A 16,511-nucleotide genomic window follows, 5' to 3' on the forward strand; every position below is an offset into this window, starting at 1 on the left:
CCGCCAAGCTCGTCCTCGTCGCCACTCCCGCCGCCGACACCGTCAGGGCCGTCGACGCCGTCGCCCGCCCCCGCCTCAGCGGCACCGTACGGCGGGCGGGAGTGCGGTGGCCCCTCCGCCTCCGCGCTCCACTCCGTGACCGGCCCGAAAGGATCGGCGGCGGGCGCGTCGAACGCGTCCAGGTAGTCCTGGCGGGGCGGCCTGGAGCCCGGGGCCCGCTGGCCAGGCACCCGGGCCGGCCCGACGGGCGGTGCCGCCTGCGGCCCCGGGGTGGCGTTGCGCACCGGCCCGGCCACGTTCGGGCCCCGGCTCCAGCCGTGACCGGGTGGCCGGGCGACCGTCTCCGACTGCTCGGGGTGACCACCCCTCACCTGCGCGTCGCCGGGGTGGGCGGGCGTGTGCCCGCGCCCGGGCGGCGCGTCCGGGGCTGCGGCCCTGCGCCTCCGTCCGGTGCCCGGCCCCGGCTGCGCGGGCTTGTCGGACGCGGGGGGCGTGCTGGTGGTATCGCGGTTGTCCGCCGGTCCGCGGCGACTGTGCCGTCCCACGGGCTGCCTCAGCTCTCCGGATTCGACGTACTCGTAGAAGGTGTGCTCGTAGAAGACGTACCCGTAGGAGACGTACTCGCAGGAGACGTACTCGCAGGAGACGTACTCGTAGGAGACGTACTCGTAGACGGGGTGCTCGGGGAAGACGCGCTCGGTGAGGACGCACCCGGCGAGGACGCATCCGAGGACGGCGTCCGGCTCGCGGCAGCGCCCCTCTCCGCGTACAGCGCGCCGAACTCGGCGCCAGCGGCGGTGTCGGCCAGGAGTTCACGGAACGCCGTGGCGACCGTGGTCGGGTACTCCATCATCGCCACATGCCCCGCGTCCGGGAGCGTGAGAAGGCGCGAGTCCCGGAACGCGCGCGCCGCGCGCGCCGCCATCCGGTAGGAGACCAGCAGATCGCGCCCTCCGTAGACGAGCAGCGTCGGCGCGAGTACTCGCTCGGCCTGCCGCCACAGACCGTGCTGACCGCCGAGCGTGTACGCGTTCACGACGCCGCGCGCGGAGCGGGCCATCGCGTCCCAGAAGTACGGGAGCTGGAGTCGCCGTTCCATCTCGTCGACGGCGGACCTGAAGCCCTCCGGGGTGACACGGTTCGGGTCCCCGTAACAGAGCGCCATGACGCCGCGCACCCGCTGCTCCGGGGTCCAGTCCCGGGTCAACCGTGTGAAGAGCCCGGCCACGCCCGGGATCGCGAGCAGTCCGGTGGGAACGGCGGTGCGCTGCACCCGGATCTCGGGCAGCGCGGGCGACACCAGGGTCAGCGTCCGGACGAGGTCGGGGCGGGCCGCCGCCACGCGCGTGGTGACGGCGCCACCCAGCGAATTGCCGAAGAGATGAACGGGACCACGATTCTGCGAGTCGAGATATCGGATGACCGCGCGCGCGTGCCCGGTCACCGAGTAGTTGCCGTCGTCCGGCGGCGGCGACGCCCCGAAGCCGGGCAGGTCGACCGCCTCCCCGTCGACGAGGTCCGCGAGCAGCGGCATCAGCGCCGACCAGTTCTGCGAGGAGCCGCCCAGACCGTGCACGTACAACGCGGGCGGCAAGCCCTCACGGGCGCCGGAGCGCGAGCGGACCGAGAGCGTGAGCCCCGGTAGTCCGACCGATCTGAGCCGCTCCCCCTCGGCGGCCCTGGCCGCGCTCGGCTGAGCCGCCGATGTGGGGACTGCTGGGGGCACGCGCGGCGAGTCGGTCGAAGCCATGCGGCATATGTTACGAGACGATCACGCAGTGGCTTGTGTGTTCGCCGTCACATGAGGGACCCCACGAGCTTCGGGGTGACGCCCACGCGGCCCGCATGACACCGTCCGGGTGGTGTGTGGCAACACCGCGTAGCGTCCGCACCGGGACTCTTCTACGCTCGATGTCAGGGCACCCGTCCAATCACGGACAGGTGAGGAAGGGAGCCACTGATGACGGTCGACCCAGGCGACCCGGAGACGTTCTCGGACCGCCAACCCTCGGAGATCGGTGCCGAGGCCCCGGAGGCCGACGCCGCCGAGCAGTCCGCCGATCTCACGCCCGAGCAGGACGAGTCCCCTGACCTGACGGCCGACCCCGACAGTGCCGACGAGGCGGACCGCGCCGAACAGGCCCGGGTCGTGGCGCTGGACGAGGACGACTACCGCTAAGCGGCTACTGGCAGGCAGATACCGGCGGACGGCTACCGCCAGGCAGGTACTCGGCGGGCGGCTACCGGCGGACGGCTACCGTCAGGCAGGTACTGGGCGGGCGGCTACCGGCAGGCAGGATCTGGCAGGCGGCCCCGAGCCCGTCGCGCGGCGGAATATCCCCTTTGCGGGCAGAGGTGGCGGACGTGGGGCTTTCGCGGCCGTCCGGTCCGTGAAATTCTGCGCTCGCACCGCGCCATTCACGGTTACCCAAAAGTACGATGTCGATGCGGCGCATACCCGCACACGGACGATTTTGGGAGGCGGCGTGACAGCCATCGAGCAGACGGAGGCAGCGCGCCCCAAGGGCACACGCCTGCCGCGCCGTGCCCGACGCAACCAGCTCCTGGGCGCGGCCCAGGAGGTGTTTGTCGCACAGGGGTACCACGCGGCCGCGATGGACGACATCGCCGAACGGGCCGGGGTCAGCAAGCCGGTGCTCTACCAGCACTTCCCCGGCAAGCTCGAGCTCTACCTTGCCCTGCTCGACCAGCACTGCGAGGCACTGCTGCAGTCGGTCCGCACGGCCCTGGCCTCCACCACGGACAACAAGCAGCGCGTCGCGGCGACCATGGACGCCTATTTCGCGTACGTAGAGGACGAGGGCGGCGCGTTCCGCCTGGTCTTCGAGTCCGACCTGACGAACGAACCCGCGGTGCGCGAGCGCGTGGACCGGGTCAGCCTCCAGTGCGCCGAGGCCATCTCGGACGTGATCGCCGAGGACACCGGCCTCTCCAAAGATGAATCGATGCTGCTGGCCACGGGGCTCGGCGGCGTCTCCCAGGTCGTCGCGCGCTACTGGCTGTCGAGCGAGAGCCCGGTGCCGCGCGACAAGGCGGTGCAGTTGCTGACATCCCTGGCCTGGCGCGGCATCGCCGGGTTCCCGCTGCACGGGGCGTAACGCCTCGCGGCCGCCCCCGGGCACCACCCGCCGCTCGCCCGGGGGCGCCCGCCGGTGTCCCCCGGTCGCCCGCCGCACCTGTTCGCCCTGCCGACTCCGCTCGGTCTGTTCGCTATTGGCGTGCGGGTGGAGCGCCGGGTACATCGCCTCACCGGGCTAATCTTTCCTGCGTACGGCGCGGTCTTCCGCGCACATCACGGATCGTCGGAGGGACAAGGCCGTGGAGGTCAAGATCGGCGTGCAGCACGCGCCCCGCGAGATCGTTCTGGAGAGCGGTCAGTCCGCCGAGGAGGTCGAGAGCGCGGTGTCCGAGGCACTGTCGGGCAAGTCTCAGCTGCTCTCACTCACGGACGAGAAGGGCCGCAAGGTCCTCGTCCCGGCCGACCGTCTCGCCTACGTGGAGCTCGGCGAGCCGACGGCACGCAAGGTCGGCTTCGGCCCGCTGTAGGCGACGCCGCAGGACGAACAGGACGAAGCAGGGCAGGGGCCCCGACGGCACGTCGCCGTCGGGGCCCCTGCCCTGTTTTCCCCTGCCTTTTCTGGCTTTTGCTTTCCGTGGCTTTTTCTGGCTCTCCCCTTGCTCTACGTCCCCTGCTTTCGCCGCATCCCTCTCCCCTGCTGTCGTCGCGTCCCTCTCCACAGGCCACGCACAGCGCGCCCACACGGGGAGGATTGCGTTCCGCTCGCGAGGGGTAGACCGGCTACGACCGTTTTGCACCCCTCGGCCGCGCGGGAGGAATCCTCGCCATGCTGCTCGAAGCTCTCGGCTCCGCACTGCTCGGCCTGGCTCTCGCCTGGACGGCGGGCCGGCGCATCCCGCACCGGCTGCCGCAGCGCGCACTCGTCCTGCCGACGGGCATCGCCGGTGGCCTGTTCGGGGCGTTCGTCACCCACAGCGCGCTCGGCCCCGACCATGAGGCCGCGACCCTCGTGGGCGCGGCGGTCATGGCGACGGCGCTGCTGTCGCTGCTGCTGCGCCCCGGCCGCGGGAGAACGCGGCGCTCAGCCACGGTCTGACCGCGACAGCAGCCGTCAGGGACGGGAGGCGCGAGGGGGCTTCACGCGGGCGTCAAGCGGCCAGCCCCAGCGCGGCCATCCGCTTGGTGTGCGCCTCGGTGATCCGCGAGAACATCTTGCCGACCTCGGCCAGGTCGAAGCCGTCGGCGACGCCGCCGACCAGCATGGTCGAGAGCGCGTCCCGGTCCGCGACGACCCGCTGCGACTGCGACAGGGCCTCCCCCATGAGCCGCCGCGCCCACAGCGCGAGCCGACCGCCCACGCGCGGGTCGGCGTCGATGGCGGCGCGCACCTTCTCCACGGCGAACGAGGCGTGCCCGGTGTCGTCGAGCACGGCGAGCACCAAGGACCGGGTGTCGGAGTCGAGGCGGGCGGCGACCTCGCGGTAGAAGTCACTGGCGATCGAGTCGCCGACGTACGCCTTGACCAGGCCCTCCAGCCAGTCCGAAGGTGCGGTCTGCCGGTGGAAGCCGTCGAGGGCGCCGACGAACGGGTCCATCGCCCCGGTCGGCTCGGCGCCGATCTCCGCGAGCCGGTCGCGCAACTGCTCGAAGTGGTGGAACTCGGCGGACGCCATCTTCGCCAGTTCCGCCTTGTCGGCCAGCGTCGGCGCCAGTTTCGCGTCCTCGGCGAGCCGCTCGAACGCCGCCAGTTCGCCGTACGCGAGCGCGCCGAGCAGGTCGACGACGGCAGCGCGGTAGTTCTCGTCCGCGGACGCGGTGGCCCAGTCCTGGGCGGCGATACCGGTCGCGGCGGGGGTCTGGTCGGCGGACGGCGTGGCGTTGTCAGGCGTCTCCATGAAGCGCACAATAGCCCGCCGGGCGCGTCACGGAACTTCCTGGTCAAGGAGTGTGACAACGGATACGTGAGCTGTTCGGCCATCGCACATGCGCACATCCGGGGTATGGTGGTAAAGAGCCCGCCCAGTGCAAGCTGCCAGCGCAGCCGGAGCAATCTGTGCAATCCGCAGGCCGACCGTCGAATCACGTGAGTCGATCGGATCGTGCCTGGCCGCGTGTCAGCGTGTACGACGGGCCCATGCATGAGGATGCCCGGTCGGTGGCCCGATCGGCTCCGACCCGACAGCCTTCCGGGTCGTGCGTCACATGACGTACGGATCGAGGAAGGGCCCTCAGCGGTACGAGCGCTCGAGCGTCGGCAGTGGTCCCGCGCCATCTGGTTCACCCGCATCCGCGGATCGGACCGGCGTACCAGGCGTACCACCGGCGCGGTTTCGACCCCCGCGTTCGCCTCGCGCCGCGTCTCACAGAAGAGGCAACATCCTGACTACGCAGCCTACGCCCACGACTTTCCGACAGCTCGGCATCCTGCCCGAGACCGCCGAGGCCCTTGAGGCCGTCGGCATCATCAGCCCCTTCCCCATCCAGGAGATGACCCTCCCCGTCGCCCTCTCCGGCACGGACGTCATCGGCCAGGCCAAGACCGGTACGGGCAAGACCCTCGGCTTCGGTCTGCCGATCCTGGAGCGGGTCACCGTCCCCGCCGACGTCGAGGCGGGCCGGGCCACGCCCGAGCAGCTGACCGACGCGCCGCAGGCCCTCGTCGTCGTCCCGACGCGCGAACTGTGCCAGCAGGTCACCAACGACCTGCAGACCGCGGGCAAGGTGCGCAACGTGCGGGTCGCGGCCATATACGGCGGCCGCGCCTACGAGCCGCAGGTCGAGGCCCTGAAGAAGGGCGTCGACGTCGTCGTCGGCACGCCGGGCCGTCTGCTCGACCTCGCAGGCCAGAAGAAGCTCAACCTCTCGCACGTGAAGTGCCTCGTCCTCGACGAGGCCGACGAGATGCTCGACCTGGGCTTCCTGCCCGACGTCGAGAAGATCATCAACATGCTGCCGCCGCGGCGTCAGACGATGCTCTTCTCCGCGACCATGCCGGGCGCCGTCATCGGCCTGGCCCGCCGCTACATGTCGCAGCCCACGCACATCCGCGCGACCGCGCCGGACGACGAGGGCACGACCGTCGCCAACATCGCGCAGCACGTGTACCGCGCGCACAACCTCGACAAGCCCGAGATGGTCGCGCGCATCCTGCAGGCCGACGGCCGCGGGCTCGCGATGATCTTCTGCCGTACGAAGCGGACGGCGGCCGACATCGCCGACCAGCTCAAGCGGCGCGGGTTCGCCTCCGGCGCGGTCCACGGTGACCTCGGCCAGGGTGCGCGCGAGCAGGCGCTGCGCGCGTTCCGCAACGGCAAGGTGGACGTGCTGGTCTGCACGGACGTCGCCGCGCGCGGTATCGACGTCGAGGGCGTCACGCACGTCATCAACTACCAGTCCCCCGAGGACGAGAAGACCTACCTCCACCGCATCGGCCGCACCGGCCGGGCGGGCAACAAGGGCATCGCGATCACGCTGGTCGACTGGGACGACATCCCGCGCTGGCAGCTGATCAACAAGGCGCTCGAACTGGACTTCAACGACCCGATCGAGACGTACTCGTCCTCGCCGCACCTCTTCGAGGAGCTGAGCATCCCGGCGGGTACCAAGGGTGTGCTGCCGCGTTCCGAGCGCACGCGCGCGGGACTGGACGCCGAGGAGATCGAGGACCTGGGCGAGACCGGAGGCCGCGGCGCTTCACCGCGCGGCGGCCGCGGTGGACGTCCGTCGCGTGATCGCGACCGCGACCGTGACCGTGACCATCGGGGCCTTGAGGGAGACGAGGAACGCCCCGCACGCACCCCGCGCCGTCGCCGCCGCACGCGCGGCGGCCAGCCGGTCGCGGGTCAGCCCGCGGGTGCCGTGGAGACCACGGGCGCGCAAGCGCCGAAGGTGACACAGGCCGCGGAGGCCGGTGCCCCGGTGACGCCGATCGACGACGAGGACGCCGCCACTGCGCCGCGTACGCCTCGCCGTCGCCGCCGTACGCGCGGCGGGGCGGCTGCGACGATCGTCGCGGAAACCGTGGCGGAGACGGCGACCGAGTCGGTCGAGTCAGCCTCGCCCGACGCTCCCGTCACTCCGGTCACTCCCGTCACCCCGGTCGCCGAGGCGCCGGAAGCGACCGAGGTGGAGGCTCCCGCCAAGCCCCGTCGTCGTACGCGCAAGAAGGCTGAGGCCGCACCGGCCGAGGCGGCGGAGACCCTCGCCGACACGGTGGAGGCCACCGACGCCAAGCCGCGCCGCACCCGCAAGAAGGCCGCAGCCCCGACCACCGAGCCGACCGACGCCACCACCGAGGCAGAGGCACCGGCCAAGCCGCGCCGCACCCGCAAGAAGGCGACCGCGACCGCACCGGCGGCCGAGGCCACGCTCGACACGGCAGAAGCCACCGACGCCAAGCCGCGCCGCACCCGCAAGAAGGCCGCAGCCCCCACCACCGAGCCGACCGACGCCACCACCGAGGCGGACGCACCGGCCAAGCCGCGCCGCACCCGCAAGAAGGCGGCCGCCGCGCCGGAGGCCGCCGCCGACACGGCCGAGGCGCCCGCCAAGCCCCGCCGGACCCGCAAGAAGGCGGCCGCCGCCGCACCGGCCGAGGCCACCGAGGCCTGACCCGGAGGCACGGAACGGCAGCCGCACGGCATCACACCGGCCCCGGCCCTGGTCCCGCAGACGCGGAACCGGAGCCGGGGCCGGCGCCGTGAACCGCGCCCGCCATCGGCCGTCGACGCCATGGACCTCCTTGCCGACGGCCGCCCACGTCGTCGGCCGCGGCCCCGGCGACGTAACCTCACGGCATGAGCAGGCCCGCGACCTTCACCCCGCCGCCCGGCGTCCGCGCACACCGACTGGCCACCGCCCGAGGCGACTTCGCCACGCTCGTAGCGGAACCGCAGCCAGGCCGTCCGGTGCGCGGCACCGCGCTGCTGCTGCCTGGGTTCACCGGCAGCAAGGAGGACTTCATCGCGCTGCACGGCCCGTTGAGCGCCGCCGGGTACCGCACGGTCGCCGTGGACGGCCGAGGCCAGTACGAGAGTGCCGGCCCGCGCGACGACGAAGCGCCCTACGCCCAGGACGAGCTGGCGCGCGACGTCCTCGCCCAGGCCGCGGCCCTCGCCGGGCAGGGGCGGGCCGAGGTCGGGCCGAAGCTGCATCTGCTCGGCCATTCGCTCGGTGGGCTCATCGCACGCGCCGCGGTCATCGCGGACCCCGCGCCGTTCGCCACTGTGACCCTCATGTCATCCGGCCCTGCCGCCGTGACGCCGTCTCAGCAGGAACGCGTGAAGCTGTTGCGGGACGCCCTGGCCACGCTCGACATGGCGGAGGTCTGGGAGGCCATGCAGGCCTTCGCAGCCGCCGAGGGCGACACGGATGCAGGCATCACCTCCGATGGCGCCGGTATCACCGCCGATGGCGCGGGCATTACGGCCGACGCCAGGGGCAGCACGGCCGACGGCGCGGGCATTACGGCCGACGCCACGGGCAGCGCGACCGGCACCGGCGATAGCGGCGATAGCGGCGACGACGGTCGTGACGGTCTACGGCAGCGCTGGTTGCGCAACAGTCCTGCCCAACTGATCGCCACCGGACGGCAGCTGTGCGGCGAGCCGAATCGGGTGGCCGAGCTGGCGGAGACGCTCTCGGCGGCCGGCGTTGCGGCTCATGTGCTGTCGGGCGAGCGGGACGACGTCTGGCCGGTGCCGCTGCTCGACGAGATGGCCCGACGGCTCGGCGCCGAACGGTCGGTGATCTCCGGTGCGGAACACTCCCCCAACACCGACCGTCCCGAGCCGACGGCGGCGGCCCTGGCCGCGTTCTGGGACCGGCACCCGCACCCTACTCGCTAGTAGTTAGCTTCTCGAAAATTTTCTTTAGCGTAGGGAATGTTTGCTGCGAGCAACTCGTTGTCGCATACAGAACGCGGGGCACTGTAGCCGCGCAATCCACTCTTAACGGTCAGGCAATCGCCTGGCCGTCCTGCGGGACGAGACTTGCGTTCCCGCACCAGTAGTTCTCCTTCAGGAGGATCACCAGACGAAGGGAGAAGCCCGTGCGCTTCGAAATCATGCGACTCGACGACGTCGACGGCACCGCCGTGGACAGCACCGTCGTGGACGCCGCCTCCGTCAACCGGATGGTTCAGCAGGCCGCCGCCATCGGGCAGCGCCTCTACATCCGCCCGACCGAGTCCACCGCCTCGTAACGGCGCAGACGCACAGACGTCGAAGCCCCCGTACGCGCCGCGTACGGGGGCTTCGTGTCGCCCGGCTAACTCGCGTGGATCACCTGGGTCACCCCGTTGATGATCTGCTGCACGGCGATGGCCGAGAGCATCATGCCCGCGAGCCGGGTCACCAGGACGACGCCGCCGTCCTTGATCACGCGGATGATCAGCAGCGAGTAGCGCATCACGAACCACAGCACCAGGTGGATGGCGATGATCGCGGACCACACCGAGACCTGGTTCTGGAAGGTGTGCGCCTTCTGCACGGCCAGGATGACCGAGACGATCGCCCCGGGCCCGGCGAGCAGCGGCATGCCGAGCGGTACGAGGGCGACGTTCACGTCCTTGGTCTGCTTCGGCTCGTCCGTCTTGCCGGTCAGCAGGTCGAGCGCGATCAGCAGGAGCAGCAGCCCTCCCGCGATCATCAGGGCCGGGACGGAGACATGCAGGTAGTCGAGGATCCGCTGGCCGAGGACGCCGAAGACGGCGATGACGCCGAAGGCGACGCACACGGCCTGGAGGGCCATGCGGCGCTGGACCTTGGCGGGCCGGCCGGCGGTGAGGGCGAGAAAGATCGGGGTGATCCCGGGGGGATCCATAATCACGAAAAGGGTGAGGAAAAGGGACCCGAAGACGGCGACGTCGAACACAGTGGGGCTTGCCTTGCGAAGTTGAGCGGGAGGGGGAACGTGGTCCGGGCACATGTGCGCGTCCGGACGCACCGAGCACCAGGGCGCGCCAGTGGGCTCGGCGATGTCAGGAGCCGCGTGGGAGCGGCGGCGGCCGCGGCGGCCGGTCGGTGAGCCGGTCTCAACGACCGGCCGGTCGATCCGTCAGCCTGTCAAGCGGCACCGAGTCCACCGGCGCCCGGGACCGGGAAGGCGCCCGTGGCGCGGCGCGTGATCTCCCCGTAGACCTCGGGGTCGGTCGTGTACTCGCCGAGGAGGCACGTCTTGCGGCTGCCGTGATAGTCGGACGAGCCGGTGACCAGCAGGCCCAGGTCGCCCGCCAGGCCGCGCAGGCGGTCCCGGGTCTCGGCGTCGTGGTCCATGTGGTCGGTCTCCAGGCCGTCGAGACCGGCGGCGGCCAGTTTCGCGATCACCGCCTCGGGGACGGTGCGGCCGCGTTTGACGGCGGCGGGGTGGGCGAAGACGGTGACCCCGCCCGCCGCCTTGACCAGGCGGATCGCCTCGAACGGGTCGGTCTCGTGCTTCTCGACATAGGCCCGGCCGCCGTCGGCGAGCCAGTCCTCCGTGAACGCGTCGGAGACCGTGGGCACGACGCCGAGTTCGACCAGAGCGGAGGCGATGTGCGGGCGGCCGACCGAGCCGTTCCCGGCGATGCGGGAGACCTGCTCCCAGGTGACCGGGACACCGAGCCCGTTCAGCTTGGCGATCACGGCCTTGGCGCGCGGGACCCGGTCGTCACGGACGAGCTCGCGCTCGCGCAGCAGCTCCGGCTCCTCGGGATCGAAGAGGTAGGCGAGCATGTGCATGCTCACGCCGTCGACGCGGCAGGAGAGTTCGGCACCGGTGACGAGCGTCAGCTCCCTGGGCAGCCCGTCGAGCGCGGCGATCGCCTCGGCGTGGCCGCGGGTGGTGTCGTGGTCGGTGAGCGCGACGACGTCAAGACCGGCGGCCGCGGCGGCGCGCACCAGCTCGGCCGGGGTGTCCGTACCGTCGGACGCCGTGGAATGGGTGTGCAGGTCGATGCGCACGGCTGCATACCTCCAGGCTCGAGCGGACGGACGGGTGACCGCTCAAGGATAGCGGCACGGACAACGGGGTCTTACCGCCCGACGCAGCACCCTTCCGGCACACCTGGACACAGCCCCCGCCACCCCGAGGGCTTCGTTCCCCTGCCGCCACCCCCTTTGGGCCGCCGCCCCTCGATCCCCTGCGGCCGCCCCTCGACCTCCGCCTCTCGGTCCTCGGCCGCCACCCCTCGATCCTCGGCCACCCCTCTCGGCCGCCCCCTCGATCCTCGATCATCGCCCCTCGGCCGCCGGTCGCCGGTCACCCCTCGGACGCCGGTCGAATGGTCGCCGGTCCCCGTTACTCCAGGATCCGGGGCGACAACGCCCCGCACGGCACCATCTCCACCTCGGCGCCCGCCTCCCGCAGATCCGCCAGGACCAGCTCGTCGTACATCAGCAACCCGGTCTGTTCCGGCCAGACGATCGCCCAGAGCCAGAGCCCGCGGGCCTCACCCGCGAAGACGGCCCGGTCGTCCGGGGCGCCGGTGACATGCCACAGCGGCGTGGGCCGGCCCGCGGCGAGCACCTTGACCGGCGGCGCGCCCGAGACGTCCATCCGCGGCCCGGGGTCGGGCCCCTCGATGCCCGCGTACCGCGCGCCGAGCCCGACGCCGAGCTCCTCCGCGACGAGCACCATCTCGCCGATGCCGCCGAGCGGTCCGGGGCCCGAACAGGCGACGGCCGTGCCGCGGCCGCCGCTGCGGTCGTCCCCCGCGTTGGCCACGCCGGTGAAGAGCCAGCCGACCGGCAACGGCCACGGCATCCACACCGGCACCTTGGCTCGGCGCACCACGACACTGAGCGCGTCGACGCTGGGCGGGATCACGGGCTGCAGCGGATGCACCGTGCCATGCACATCGCACTGCCACGAATCGGAAAAGAGTCCGGGAGCCCTGACCCGGCCACCACACTTCGGGCAACTGGGTTCGCCCCTCATAAATCCTTACGGTCCTCCCCGCGCCGCGTCGCGTCAAGGACGATCACCCGTCCGGGCGGCTACGGCGTGGGCGTTCCGACCTGGAAGGATTCATGCATCTTGCATTAATTAGCTGCCCTAACTTAATATGTGCATACGTCAACGATCTCCCCGAGGGGCAGGGACCCGGGGAGCGGGAAGGAAGAGGGGCAGGGATGAGCCACAGCAGTACAGGGGGCCCCGCCGGGGCGGACCCGTTCGACGCCGGCGCGGGCGGCATTCTGCGGCAACCGAAAGCGGTCTGGGCGACCGCGGGGGCGTCCGTCGTCGCCTTCATGGGCATCGGGCTCGTCGACCCGATCCTGCCGTCGATCGCCAAGGGCCTGGAGGCGACGCCCAGCCAGGTCTCCCTGCTCTTCACCTCGTACTTCCTGATCACCGCGGTCGCGATGCTGGTGACCGGGTTCGTCTCCAGCCGGATAGGCGGCAAGAAGACGCTGCTGGCCGGGCTCGCGCTCGTCGTGGTCTTCGCCGGGCTCGCCGGCACCTCGGGCTCCGTCGGTGAACTGGTCGGCTTCCGGGCGGGCTGGGGCCTCGGCAACGCGCTGTTCGTGTCGACCGCGCTCGCGGTCATCGTCGGCGCGGCGGCGGGAGGCAGCGCCGCCGCGATCCTGCTGTACGAGTCGGCGCTCGGGCTCGGCATGGCGTGCGGGCCGCTGGTGGGCGCGCTGCTCGGCTACGCGAGCTGGCGCTACCCGTTCTTCGGTACCGCTGTCCTGATGGCCATCGGGTTCATCTGCATCACCGCGTTCCTGCGGGACCAGCCCAAGCCCGCCCGCAAGACCGCGCTGCTCGACCCGATCAGGGCCCTCGGCCACGGCGGTCTCGCCTCCGCCGCGGTCTCTGCGTTCTTCTACAACTACACGTTCTTCACGGTGCTGGCCTTCACGCCGTTCGTGCTGAACATGACTCCGTACAAATCCGGCGGCGTCTTCTTCGCCTGGGGTGTGCTGCTCGCCCTGTTCTCGGTCGTCGTGGCGCCACGCATGCAGGCCAGGTTCGGCTCGCTCAAGGTGCTCGGCGGCTCGCTGGTGCTGCTCGCCGTGGACGTGCTCGTCCTCGGGTACGGCAGCCACACCGCGGCCGTCGTCTGCACGATCCTTTCCGGCGCGTTCATCGGCGTGAACAACACCGTCTACACAGAGCTGGCGCTCGGCGTCTCGGACGCGCCGCGTCCGGTCGCCAGCGCCGGGTACAACTTCGTGCGCTGGTTCGCGGCCGCGGCCGCCCCGTACTTCGCGCCGAAGATCGAGGAGTGGAGCGACATCCACATCCCGTTCGTGGTCGCCGCGGTGACGGCGGTGCTCGGTGCGGGCGTGGTCTGGGCGCGCCGCGGCTCGCTCACCCACGAGGCGGAGGAGCTGGCGCCGCGGCACGCCACCGAGGACGGCGTCACCGTCTTCGCGAGCTGAGACTTCGGGCCGGTGGTCCGGAGACTTCAGGCCAACGGCCTGTCGGGCCCCCAGGGCCAGTCCGGCGGATTGCGCCGGGGTCGCCAGCCCTGGCACGCCGGCCTGCGGCGTTGTCGTCGGTTGCCGACGCTGCGCGTCGCCACCCTTCTTCGCCTCGCCTCTCGACGCACCAGGCCCCGCTCAGCAGCACCGATCGGCACGGTCGACCGAATCCGACCTGATCCGCCGGACCGGCCCTAGTCGAGCGGAACGGACCTGCGCAGCGGATCGCGCAGGTCCGTTCCGGCGCTCAGCCACTTCTCCTGCAGCGCGTCCGCGCCGTGCACCCGCTTCCACGCCGCCTCGTTCCCCGTCATGGGCAGCAGCGGCAGGAACCGTACGGGCTCCATCGGATCGTCGAGCTCCAGGTTCTCCACCAGGCCGCCCGGCTCCGCCACCAGGACCGAGGTGAACGGGGCGCCGGGCCACAGCGGCTCCCCCACGTCGAGCGAGGCACCCGGCGCCACGACGACGCCCTCCACCTGCGGCGACGCGGCGAGCACGGCGAGCGGGCGCAGTACCTTGTCCGTGTCGGCGAGGCCCGCGCGGACGGTCAGGACGAGTTCCGCGCGTGGGCCCTTGAGCGGGTCGGCGAGGGCGGCGGTGGGGTCGGACATCGGAGAGGCCGACATGCCGAGGGTGGCGTATCTGACCACGCCCGGGCCGGGCCCCTTCCCCGCCGTCCGCCCGGCGTCCCGCCCGCTCTCCCGCCCGGCCTCCTGACCGGTCTCCTGCCCGGCCTCCTGACCGGGATCGGTGAACCTCAGCACCTCGATGCGGTCCGTACCGAGGAACGTGACGGACGCGCGCGCGTCCGGCTCGCCCAGGGCCGTCCGCAGCCGGGCCTCGACCAGCGCTAGAACTTCTGCCATTCCGTGAGCATAGAACTCGCCCGCAACGGGTAAAGACGAGGCCCGCCACCGTCAGTGGGCTGATAGTCTTGGCCGCTGGTCGGGACGGTACGCCGAGCGTGCTCTCGAGTCCCGGCCCGACAGACGTCCCCTGACAGGGGATGAGACGTCCCCCACGGGGGACCGGCCGGAGGAGGTGGGGCTGTCATGGATCGAAGTCGACCGTGCAGTACCACCCGTTCTTCCGGCCTCTAGGGCCGCACACCGTTCCGTTTCGCAGTCGGCGGCACTTCCCGTGCCGGGCCGCCCGGGTGTGCCGGAAGAGCACTTCGTTTCCGCCTGATTTCCGCGATCCACGTGATCCACGTGATCCGCGTCAGTAAGCGAAGCCGCCCCAGCGTCGGTGCGGTGCTCCCCGCTTTGTGGACGTGCGGCCTGCCCGTATGGCCAGGACGTCCTCATTCCGGGTAGTTCCACCCGCCGCGCGGCGGCCCCCGCCCGCGAAGGAGCCTGCCCATGTCGATGATCCGCGACCTGCGTGCCGCCGTCCGCCCCGCGCTGCGCAAGAGCGCCGCCCCTTACGGGAGCGAGGACCTCCGCGGAGACGCCGGGCGCTGCGCCCCCGACGTCTCCGCGGTCGTGGACTGCGCCGTGTACCGCGACGGCGCCCGCGTCGAGTCCGACGAGTGCCTGACGCCGCGTGAGGCACGGCTGCGGGTGCGCCGCGACGGCGGATTCGCCTGGATCGGCCTGCACGAGCCGACCGAGGCCGAATTCGCCGGTATCGCCGAGGAGTTCGGGCTGCACCCGCTCGCCGTGGAGGACGCGGTCCACGCCCACCAGCGGCCCAAGCTGGAGCGGTACGACGACACGCTCTTCACCGTCTTCAAGACGATCCACTACGTCGAGCACGCCGAACTCACCGCCACCAGCGAGGTCGTCGAGGCCGGTGAGGTCATGTGCTTCACCGGGCGGGACTTCTTCATCACCGTCCGGCACGGCGGCCAGGGCTCGCTGCGCGCCCTGCGCCACCGCCTCCAGGACGACCCGGAGTTGCTCGCCAAGGGCCCGAGCGCCGTCCTGCACGCCATCGCGGACCACGTCGTGGACGGGTACCTCGCGGTGGCGGAGGCGATGCAGGACGACATCGACGAGGTCGAGACGGACGTCTTCTCGCAGCCAGGCAAGGGCTCCCCGCGCGGCACCGACGCGGGCCGCATCTACCAGCTCAAGCGCGAGATCCTGGAGTTCAAGCGCGCGGTCGGCCCGCTGCGCCGCCCGCTTCAGCTGCTGAGCGAACGGCCGATGCGGCTGATCGACCCGGACATCCAGAAGTACTTCCGCAACGTCGCCGACCACCTGGAGCGCGTCCAGGAGCAGGTCATCGGCTTCGACGAACTGCTCAACTCGATCCTCCAGGCCAACCTGGCCCAGGCATCCGTCGCCCAGAACGAGGACATGCGCAAGATCACGTCGTGGGCGGCGATCATCGCCGTGCCGACCATGGTGTGCGGGGTGTACGGCATGAACTTCAAGTACATGCCGGAGCTGCACTGGCGGTACGGGTACCCGTTGGTGCTCGGCGTCACGATCGCGGCGTGCTTCGCCATCCACCGCATCCTCAAGCGCAACGGCTGGCTGTGAGGCGGCCCGCGGGCGGGGCGGTGTCAGTGGCGCTCGTTACGCTGGCCGCATGACGACTGAACTGCTCGATGCGGCCCTCGTCGAGGAGGCCACGAAGAAGTCCGGGCTGATCTGGGTCCGTGGCGGCGTGGACGCCTCGGGGCCCGAGCGCGCCCTGTGGCACGTGTGGGCCGAGGGCGCGGCGCTCGTGGTCGGCGACGGTCCGGGCGAGCAGCCGCTGCCCGGCCTGGTCGACGGCGGCGCGGCGACCGTCACCGTGCGCAGCAAGGACAAGGGCGGGCGACTCGTCGGCTGGCGGGCGAAAGTCGTGGAACTGGCCTCCGGCACGCAGGAGTGGGACGCGGCGGTCGGCGACCTCAAGGGCAAGCGGCTGAACGCGCCCGACGGCGAGGCCATGCCGGAGCGCTGGGCGCGCGAGTGCCGCGTGGTGCGCCTGGAGCCGGTGAGCGGCGCCGCCACCGTGCCCGCGACGGACGGTTCGCAGGCGGCCAGGCCGCTGCCGACGCCCGCGAACACCCGCAATCCGGTCCCGGCCGGCCTGCCCAAGCTGCTCGCCCGCCGCGGAAAGCG

At 71.7% G+C, this 16,511-nt stretch carries 16 protein-coding genes and 1 pseudogene; 10 read left to right on the forward strand and 7 right to left on the reverse strand.

The genetic code is table 11. The features are described 5' to 3' along the window. Together OFY01_RS06385 and OFY01_RS06390 are read right to left on the reverse strand one after the other, a co-directional pair. Window positions 1-545 (reverse strand): annotated as a pseudogene (locus OFY01_RS06385) (hypothetical protein); the annotation flags it as partial. A gap of 8 nt (window positions 546-553) precedes the next feature. After that, complete coding sequence (locus OFY01_RS06390; protein ID WP_266597164.1) at window positions 554-1,750, reverse strand: alpha/beta fold hydrolase; 1,197 nt, start codon at window positions 1,748-1,750, stop codon at window positions 554-556. Between the two features lie 210 nt (window positions 1,751-1,960). Here OFY01_RS06390 and OFY01_RS06395 point away from each other — a divergent pair, with 210 nt between their 5' ends. The 4 genes from OFY01_RS06395 to OFY01_RS06410 all read left to right on the forward strand — a co-directional run bounded on the left by OFY01_RS06395 (window position 1,961) and on the right by OFY01_RS06410 (window position 4,136). Further along, window positions 1,961-2,179 carry a hypothetical protein gene (locus OFY01_RS06395; RefSeq protein ID WP_266597165.1) on the forward strand — a complete coding sequence of 73 codons (219 nt, stop codon included), beginning with the start codon at window positions 1,961-1,963 and terminating at the stop codon, window positions 2,177-2,179. A gap of 307 nt (window positions 2,180-2,486) precedes the next feature. Further along, window positions 2,487-3,119 carry a TetR/AcrR family transcriptional regulator gene (locus tag OFY01_RS06400; RefSeq protein ID WP_266597167.1) on the forward strand — a complete coding sequence of 211 codons (633 nt, stop codon included), beginning with the start codon at window positions 2,487-2,489 and terminating at the stop codon, window positions 3,117-3,119. Between the two features lie 220 nt (window positions 3,120-3,339). Then, window positions 3,340-3,567, forward strand: a complete 228-nt coding sequence (locus OFY01_RS06405; RefSeq protein WP_266597169.1) for a DUF3107 domain-containing protein — start codon at window positions 3,340-3,342, stop codon at window positions 3,565-3,567. A 299-nt stretch (window positions 3,568-3,866) separates the two neighbouring features. Next, window positions 3,867-4,136 carry a hypothetical protein gene (locus OFY01_RS06410; RefSeq protein WP_266597170.1) on the forward strand — a complete coding sequence of 90 codons (270 nt, stop codon included), beginning with the start codon at window positions 3,867-3,869 and terminating at the stop codon, window positions 4,134-4,136. Window positions 4,137-4,188: 52 nt separating this feature from the next. On the opposite strand, the gene OFY01_RS06415 is transcribed toward OFY01_RS06410, so the two are convergent. Then, window positions 4,189-4,944: a ferritin-like fold-containing protein gene (locus OFY01_RS06415; protein WP_407700286.1), complete on the reverse strand. Its 756-nt coding sequence runs from the start codon at window positions 4,942-4,944 to the stop codon at window positions 4,189-4,191. Window positions 4,945-5,527: 583 nt separating this feature from the next. Here OFY01_RS06415 and OFY01_RS32525 point away from each other — a divergent pair. The 3 genes from OFY01_RS32525 to OFY01_RS06435 all read left to right on the forward strand — a co-directional run bounded on the left by OFY01_RS32525 (window position 5,528) and on the right by OFY01_RS06435 (window position 9,242). Continuing rightward, window positions 5,528-7,651, forward strand: coding sequence for a DEAD/DEAH box helicase (locus OFY01_RS32525; protein ID WP_407700287.1), 2,124 nt, complete (start codon window positions 5,528-5,530; stop codon window positions 7,649-7,651). A gap of 185 nt (window positions 7,652-7,836) precedes the next feature. After that, window positions 7,837-8,886, forward strand: coding sequence for an alpha/beta hydrolase (locus tag OFY01_RS06430; RefSeq protein WP_266597174.1), 1,050 nt, complete (start codon window positions 7,837-7,839; stop codon window positions 8,884-8,886). A gap of 203 nt (window positions 8,887-9,089) precedes the next feature. Beyond that, window positions 9,090-9,242, forward strand: a complete 153-nt coding sequence (locus OFY01_RS06435) for a hypothetical protein (protein ID WP_266597176.1) — start codon at window positions 9,090-9,092, stop codon at window positions 9,240-9,242. A gap of 65 nt (window positions 9,243-9,307) precedes the next feature. On the opposite strand, the gene OFY01_RS06440 is transcribed toward OFY01_RS06435, so the two are convergent. The 3 genes from OFY01_RS06440 to OFY01_RS06450 all read right to left on the reverse strand — a co-directional run bounded on the left by OFY01_RS06440 (window position 9,308) and on the right by OFY01_RS06450 (window position 11,956). Further along, entirely contained in the window at window positions 9,308-9,913 is a 606-nt protein-coding gene (locus tag OFY01_RS06440) for a MarC family protein (RefSeq protein WP_266597178.1), read from the reverse strand. Between the two features lie 191 nt (window positions 9,914-10,104). Next, window positions 10,105-10,980 carry a PHP domain-containing protein gene (locus OFY01_RS06445; protein ID WP_266597180.1) on the reverse strand — a complete coding sequence of 292 codons (876 nt, stop codon included), beginning with the start codon at window positions 10,978-10,980 and terminating at the stop codon, window positions 10,105-10,107. Between the two features lie 337 nt (window positions 10,981-11,317). Next, entirely contained in the window at window positions 11,318-11,956 is a 639-nt protein-coding gene (locus tag OFY01_RS06450; RefSeq protein WP_266597182.1) for a DUF6758 family protein, read from the reverse strand. Between the two features lie 194 nt (window positions 11,957-12,150). On the opposite strand from OFY01_RS06450, the gene OFY01_RS06455 reads away from it, so the two are divergent. Beyond that, window positions 12,151-13,407 (forward strand): MFS transporter, encoded by a 1,257-nt coding sequence (locus OFY01_RS06455; protein WP_266597184.1) that lies wholly within the window; start codon window positions 12,151-12,153, stop codon window positions 13,405-13,407. A 236-nt stretch (window positions 13,408-13,643) separates the two neighbouring features. Here OFY01_RS06455 and OFY01_RS06460 read toward each other — a convergent pair whose 3' ends face one another. Continuing rightward, a complete protein-coding gene (locus OFY01_RS06460) occupies window positions 13,644-14,318 on the reverse strand; it encodes a suppressor of fused domain protein (protein WP_266597186.1) in 675 nt (224 codons plus the stop codon). A gap of 495 nt (window positions 14,319-14,813) precedes the next feature. Between OFY01_RS06460 and OFY01_RS06465 the strand changes: the two genes are divergently transcribed. Continuing rightward, window positions 14,814-15,941 (forward strand): magnesium and cobalt transport protein CorA, encoded by a 1,128-nt coding sequence (locus OFY01_RS06465; RefSeq protein WP_266597188.1) that lies wholly within the window; start codon window positions 14,814-14,816, stop codon window positions 15,939-15,941. Between the two features lie 49 nt (window positions 15,942-15,990). Continuing rightward, window positions 15,991-16,511 (forward strand): hypothetical protein (locus tag OFY01_RS06470; protein WP_266597190.1); only part of this gene is annotated, 521 nt, incomplete at its 3' end.

The organism is Streptomyces beihaiensis, assembly GCF_026274175.1.
Classification (GTDB): domain Bacteria; phylum Actinomycetota; class Actinomycetes; order Streptomycetales; family Streptomycetaceae; genus Streptomyces; species Streptomyces beihaiensis.